4 protein-coding genes and 2 pseudogenes are annotated in these 5,267 nt (G+C 66.3%); 3 read left to right on the forward strand and 3 right to left on the reverse strand.

All coding sequences use genetic code 11. The annotated features are described in order from the left end of the window. Positions 1–139, forward strand: a pseudogene (locus tag ACK543_RS00340) (IS630 family transposase); the annotation flags it as partial. Here the strand turns inward: ACK543_RS00340 and ACK543_RS00345 are convergent. Then, a complete protein-coding gene (locus ACK543_RS00345) occupies positions 113–670 on the reverse strand; it encodes a DUF2917 domain-containing protein (RefSeq protein ID WP_409940893.1) in 558 nt (185 codons plus the stop codon). The pseudogene ACK543_RS00340 and the gene ACK543_RS00345 overlap by 27 nt on opposite strands. A gap of 128 nt (positions 671–798) precedes the next feature. Here ACK543_RS00345 and ACK543_RS00350 point away from each other — a divergent pair, with 128 nt between their 5' ends. Next, the gene (locus ACK543_RS00350; RefSeq protein ID WP_409940894.1) at positions 799–1,794 is read left to right on the forward strand and encodes a LysR substrate-binding domain-containing protein; all 996 of its coding nucleotides are present in this window, start codon (positions 799–801) and stop codon (positions 1,792–1,794) included. 109 nt (positions 1,795–1,903) lie between these two features. Here the strand turns inward: ACK543_RS00350 and tyrS are convergent, their stop codons facing one another. After that, positions 1,904–3,136 carry a tyrosine--tRNA ligase gene (gene tyrS, locus ACK543_RS00355; protein WP_409940895.1) on the reverse strand — a complete coding sequence of 411 codons (1,233 nt, stop codon included), beginning with the start codon at positions 3,134–3,136 and terminating at the stop codon, positions 1,904–1,906. A gap of 202 nt (positions 3,137–3,338) precedes the next feature. On the opposite strand from tyrS, the gene ACK543_RS00360 reads away from it, so the two are divergent. Next, positions 3,339–4,697 (forward strand): peptidoglycan DD-metalloendopeptidase family protein, encoded by a 1,359-nt coding sequence (locus tag ACK543_RS00360; RefSeq protein WP_409940896.1) that lies wholly within the window; start codon positions 3,339–3,341, stop codon positions 4,695–4,697. Positions 4,698–4,937: 240 nt separating this feature from the next. Here the strand turns inward: ACK543_RS00360 and ACK543_RS00365 are convergent. Next, positions 4,938–5,267, reverse strand: a pseudogene (locus ACK543_RS00365) (amino acid deaminase); the annotation flags it as partial.

The raw sequence follows: 5,267 nt of genomic DNA on the forward strand, positions 1-5,267 counted from the left end.
GCAGCTTGTGCAGCGCATCGACCACTTCGTCGCCGCGCACAACACAAACTGCCAGCCCTTCACATGGACTGCCACCGCCGATTCGATCCTTGAAAAGCTGCATCGACTTTGCTCACGTATTTGCGGGACAGCACACTAGGCGGTAGGCAGCAAACCGCGCCAGGCCCAGCACCAGCCGTGCCACTGCGCGCGCGGCATCGGCGGCCGCACCCACCACGGCGTGGCCGCCCTGCCGCAGGGCCAGTCGCAAATCGCGCAGGGGTTGCACCACGGCGCGGTCCCAGCACACCGCCACGGCAGCAGCGCCCTCGGCGCGCCCAGGTGCAGATGCGGCAGGGGAGGCCACGGGCGCGGCGCAGTCCCAGCGAAAGGCCAGCGCTGCGGCGCAATCTGCCGCGCCAGGCAGGCCCCAGGCCTCGACCACCGCATGCTGGCCGGGCCACAGGCTCAGGCGGTCTCCGGCGTGCAGCACATGGTCTGCGGGCGTGGCCTGCGCGGTCCCCGTCAGCGTGACCCAGGCCCGGCCCTGGGCAATTTCCAGCACGCCGGGCCAGTGTGGGCGCAATGAGAGGGCGCGGTGCGCCTGCAACTGCCAGCACCCCGGCGGCAGGGTGGCGGGACCGGTGGGGCTCACGGAAGTTGGCGATGCGGTAACAGCATGGCTTGGCATGTGGAACTCCTTTCTGCCGCAATGGGCTGTGATGGAGCTCAATGATCCGGCTGCGAGCCTTTCGCGTCCAATGAAAACGCGCTACGCTATTGATGCCGCTACCGCATCAATACACCCACCGCCGCGCCATGTCCAGCCACCCCAATGCCCCCGCCATCCAACGCACCCGGCCCGTCGCCGTGGGGCACTGGCGCGCCTTTCTGGCCGTGGCCCGGCATCTGAACTTTCGGGCCGCTGCCGACGAGATGGCCTTGACCCAGTCGGCCGTGAGCCGCCAGATCCAGGCGCTGGAGGACGAAGTGGGCGTGCCTCTGTTTCTGCGCCACACCCGCGCGGTGGAGCTGACCAGCGCTGGCGCGCAACTGCAGCGCGCCGTGGCACCCGCAGTGGAACGCATGGATGCGGCCGTGCGCCTGGCGCGCCAGGCCGCAGGGCGGCGCAGTGTGGCCATCACCACGTGGGCGAGCTTCGCATCCATGTGGCTGATTCCACGGATGGAGGCGTTCCAGCGCGACCACCCGGGCGTTGACATCCGCATCGACGCCAGCGATGTGCCGGTGGATCTGGAAACCTCGGACGTGGACCTTGCGCTGCGCTACAGCCTGCCCGGCCCCGGAGCGCAGGGCGGGCAGCGTCTGTTTGGCGAGCAACTGGCCGTGGTGGGGAGCCCCTGGCTGTTGAAAAGCGGCACACCGCTGCGCACGCCCGCCGACGTGGCCCGTTTCACGCTGATCGAGGCGGGCGACGCCCACCGCTCGCAACACCTGGAGTACCTGAGCTGGCGACGCTGGTTTGACCGCTGCGATCTGCCCACGCTGCAACCCCAGCGCTGGCTGTATTTCAACTACGCGCACCAGATTGTGCAGGCCGCCCTCAGCGGGCAGGGCCTGGCGCTGGCCCGCATGCCGCTGATTGCTGACGCGCTGGCGGCAGGCGATCTGGTGGAGGTGTTGCCGGGCTACCGCATCGACTCACCGCTGGCCTACTGGCTGATGGTGGGGCCGCGCAGCGCGCAGCGGCCCGAGATCAGGGCATTTTGCGAATGGCTGCATGCACAGGCCCAGCTCACCCGTGAGGCGATCGGCGACATACCGGACCCTGACCTGAACGACAACCTGGACTGATCTGCGAAGGCTCCACTCGGGAATCGCTATTAAAAATGTAGCTGCTTTGTCAATATGGTCGCGCGGCGGACGGGTTTTTGAATGCTATGCAGCGGCCTTATCCGCCACGTCAGCCGAGCGTCACCCGCGCAAACTTGCGCTTGCCCACCTGCACCACATAGGTTCCGGCGTTGAGCTTGAGGCCCCGGTCGCTGATGACCACGCCGTCCACTCGCACGCCGCCGCCGTCAATCAGGCGGCTGGCCTCGCTGGTCGATGGTGCAAGCCCTGCCTGCTTGAGCAGGGCACCCATGCCCAGCGGCGCGTCTGACAGCGCCACCTCGGGGATGTCATCGGGCACGCCACCTTTACTGCGGTTGGTGAAGTCCTGCTCGGCCGCATCGGCCGCTGCGGCGCTGTGAAAACGGGTGGTGATCTCCTTGGCCAGCATCACCTTGGCATCCTTGGGGTTGCGCCCGCCAGCCACCTCGGCCTTGAGCGCACCGATCTCGGCCAGGCTCTTGAACGATAGCAGCGTGAACCAGTCCCACATCAGCGTGTCGCTGATGGACAGCACCTTGGCAAACATCGTGTTGGCATCTTCGGTAATGCCGATGTAGTTGTTCTTGGACTTGGACATCTTGTCCACGCCATCAAGCCCCACCAGCAGCGGCATGGTGAGCACACACTGCGGCTCCTGGCCGTGCTCTTGCTGCAGGTGGCGGCCCATCAGCAGGTTGAACTTCTGGTCGGTGCCGCCAAGCTCAAGGTCGCTTCTCAGGGCCACCGAGTCGTAGCCCTGCATCAGCGGGTACAAAAACTCATGCACCGAAATCGACTGGCCGGTGGTAAAGCGCTTGTGAAAGTCGTCGCGCTCCATCATGCGGGCCACGGTGTACTTGGCCGCCAGCTGGATCATGCCGCTGGCGCCCAGCGGCTCGCTCCACTCGCTGTTGTAGCGGATCTCGGTGCGCGCCGGATCCAGCACCAGGCTGGCCTGGCGGTAATAGGTTTCTGCGTTGGCCTTGATCTGTTCGGGCGTGAGCGGCGGGCGCGTGCTGTTGCGGCCGGAGGGGTCGCCGATCAGGCTGGTGAAATCCCCGATCAGAAAGATCACCTGGTGGCCCAGGTCCTGCAATTGCCGCATTTTGTTGAGCACCACGGTGTGCCCGATGTGGATGTCGGGCGCGGTGGGGTCCAGGCCGAGCTTGATGCGCAGCGGCGTGCCGGTGGCTTCCGAGCGCGCGAGCTTTTTGACCCATTCGTCCTGCGGCAGCAGCTCCTCGACCCCGCGCAGCGAGATTTCAAGTGCCCGCGCGACACCATCAGAGACCGGGCCCGTTGTAACAGCAGATTGATTCATAAGGGTTTTTTGGGATGTCCATGCCGCAGGCGCCGCTATACTCCAGCCCACGTTTCTTGACGCGGATTCTAGTGGGCCCGTCATTTCGGCCTGTCACCGACACGGCCGATCCATTGCAACCCGACAGCATGTGCACCGCGCCGCAACCCGATGTCGATTCGGGCCTGCGGTTTTGATGCACGCTCACCCTGGGGATAGAACCTTGATTCACGGCTTGACCTCCGCCAGCGCGGCTTTGCTTGACCGGATTTCCCTCACGATCCAGCGCCACCCCCAACGCCTGATGGCCGCCATCGCTGCCGTGATGCTCACGGGCGGCGGCGGCGCGTTTGCCGTGGCATCGTTCGCGCCCGATCCCAGCGATCTGCCGGTGCGCATGGTGAGCTACCCGGTCGAGTCCCTGGCAGACAACCTGGTGCTGGGCCAAATCGACATGCCCAGCTTCTCGCTGTTCCGCTCCGAACAGGTGCGCAGCAGCGACACCCCCGAATCCCTGCTGCAGCGCATGGGCGTGGCCGATCCGGCCGCCGCCGCTTTCATGCGGGGCGACAACGCCGTGCGCCAAAACATGCTTGGCCGCACGGGCCGCGTGGTATCGGCCGAGACTACCGACGACCACCGCCTGATCCGCCTGACCGTGCGCTGGGTGCCTGATGACAGCGGTAACTTCCGCCGTCTCACCGTCGAACGCACAGGCGACAAGTTCAGCACGCGCATCGAGACCGCCAGGATGACCGTGAACAGTCGCCTGGCAGGCGGCATCATCCAAAGCTCGCTGTTTGCCGCGACCGACGCGTCCAACATCCCCGATGCGGTGGCCGTGCAGGTGGCCGAGCTGTTCTCGGGCAGCATTGATTTCCGCCGCTCGCTGCGCAAGGGCGACCGGTTTTCGGTGGTCTACGAAACCCTGGAAGCCGACGGCGAGCCCCTGTCCAGCGGCCGCGTGCTGAGCGCCGATTTCGTCAACAACGGCAAGACCCATCAGGCCGTGTGGTTCCAGGAGCCCGGTGCCACCAGGGGTGCCTACTACACGCCCGACGGCGAAAGCATGCGCCGCGCCTACCTGGCCTCGCCCCTGGAGTTCTCGCGCGTGACCAGCGGCTTCAAGATGCGCCTGCACCCCATCCTGAAAACCTGGCGCGCCCACCTGGGTACGGACTTTGCCGCGCCCACGGGTACCGCAGTGCGTACCGTGGGCGATGGTGTCGTGGAGTTCGCCGGTGTGCAAGGCGGCTACGGCAATGTGGTGTTCGTCAAGCACCGCAACCAGCACGTCACGGTGTACGCCCACTTGAGCCGCATTGACGTGCGCCAGGGGCAATCGGTTGAACAGGGGCAGACCATTGGTGCCGTGGGCGCTACCGGCTGGGCCACGGGGCCGCATCTGCACTTTGAGTTCCGCGTCAACGGTCAGCACCAGGACCCCATGACCATCGTGGCCCAGAGCGAGGCGGCAGCGCCCGTTTCGCCAGCGGCTCGCGCTGCGTTCGACCGCCTGGTTGCGGGCATGCGCATCCAACTGTCTGCGGCAGCGCTGATTGAGCAGGCCAGCGCCGACTGAGCCTAGCAACGGCAGTTGACCGCTTGTCATCTTGGCGCACACCGCATGGACTCGAGCCTTGCGTTGTTTTCGCAGCCTCACCTTGGGGGTGACAGCGCTATGCACTTGCCAGCACCGCTTTTGGAGCGCCATGCGGTGTTGCTCCTCCTTGCAGGCACGAGCCTGCCGCGTCGTCGCGCCTTGCCTGGCGCTCCAAAAGCGGCGCTGGCAAATGCATCCAACTGCCGTTTTTTGGGATCATCAAAACCGGGTACTCACGGCTCCCGTCACGGCCCAGTCGTCATCCACCACCGCCAGCCAGCGCCACTTGTCGAATGTGGTGCAGGGGTGCGATATGCCCAGCGCCACGCGGTCGCCCACCGCAGGCGGGGTGCCATGGGCGGGGTCAAAGCGCAGGTAGGCGTGCTGATCGTTCAGTGCCTTGATCGTCCAGCCAGCGGGTGCATCCACCGCAGACCGTGACCCGCGCGGTGCCCAGCGCACGGGCACGGGCAGGTCCAGGTCGTACGACAGATCGCGCCGCCCGCCGGTCAGCAGCGCCAGGCCCGGCTCGGGCACGGACTGCACCAG

This window comes from Acidovorax sp. (assembly GCF_046341535.1).
Classification (GTDB): Bacteria; Pseudomonadota; Gammaproteobacteria; order Burkholderiales; family Burkholderiaceae_C; genus Acidovorax.